Origin of the sequence: Acidovorax sp. HMWF018, from assembly GCF_003061035.1 — a bacterium.
Taxonomy (GTDB): Bacteria; Pseudomonadota; Gammaproteobacteria; order Burkholderiales; family Burkholderiaceae_C; genus Acidovorax; species Acidovorax delafieldii.
Window position 1 is genome coordinate 15,607 of sequence record NZ_QAIM01000426.1, and the last position, 1,045, is coordinate 16,651.

2 protein-coding genes are annotated in these 1,045 nt (G+C 55.4%); one reads left to right on the forward strand and one right to left on the reverse strand.

What is annotated here, in order from left to right; translation table 11 throughout:
- Positions 1 to 562: hypothetical protein (locus tag DBR23_RS17750; RefSeq protein ID WP_199227743.1), on the forward strand; the 562-nt coding region annotated here is incomplete at its 5' end.
- A 25-nt stretch (positions 563 to 587) separates the two neighbouring features.
- Here the strand turns inward: DBR23_RS17750 and DBR23_RS17755 are convergent.
- Positions 588 to 1,045, reverse strand: a 458-nt coding sequence (locus DBR23_RS17755) for a hypothetical protein (protein ID WP_108499121.1), incomplete at its 5' end; no start/stop codon positions are given.

A 1,045-nucleotide genomic window follows, 5' to 3' on the forward strand; every position in this document is an offset into this window, starting at 1 on the left:
TACGCGGTACGAGGATATCCGCTTCCAATTCAACGAGGCGCTGACCGGCGCGAACTACGCGCTGCCGCCTTCGGCGGCTGAGGCGCTTCAGGAGCAGACGGCGGAACTTCGTGAAGATGTCGAACGATTTCTTGACCGGGTGCGCTTGATTCCGACCCTAATCCCAAATCTTCTGGAAGGCACCAGCGCGGAGCGACAGTCACTGCGGGAGGCCGCCGAGGAGGTCATCGCGACCAATACCGATGCAATGTTGAAGTTCTACGGGAGCCTGGAAGTCCCTTCGGGCGAACTTCCACTACCGCCTGCCACGATCATGACCCGGGATTGGGCACTATTTCGTTGGCAGCAGGTCCAGTTGCTTTTCGCGCTGGACGCATATTGTCGTTATGGTGGACGTGTTCCCGACACACTGAGCGGAAAAGCCTACGAGAAAATCGAGCACGATGTTCTCGACGCGCACTACCTCCTGTTGGGAACACTGGAAGGATCGTTCGCCACGCGAGAAAAGAAACTGCAGCGGTGGTTTGGTCTGCTTTGTCCCGACGGCCAGCTCTATTCCTAGCCAGTGGCCTTGCGCAGGCATCTTTTCAGATCGTCGGGTAGACCACCTTCTCGTTGTGATCGCTGAAATCGTCGCTCCACGTCAGCTTGATGGAGTGCTTGCTTTTGCTACCCAGTGATATGGACGCAATCAATTCCACCGACTGGAGCGTGTCCAGTGTCTCTAGCGGAAATTTCGAGTCGATGTCCGATTGAACCAGGCAGTCGTTGCCATCGGGAAACGACAGCGACACGTTGCGCGCGGCCGATTTCCCCTTGTTCCAGATTTTCAGCCGTCGGTTGTTGCTGCCGATCTTGATGAACGTCGCGCCGAGGTCCGCTTTCTTAATGTTGAGGATTTCAGTGGCTTCTTTTTCCAGAAGTAGCTTGTTCAGTCGATCCTGGCTCTCAATCAACTTGTTCTGTTTCTGATTGAATCTGAACGTCGTCCAAGTGGCGTACGCGGACAGCAAAAGAGCGCCTATGGCGATGGCATCACCAACAC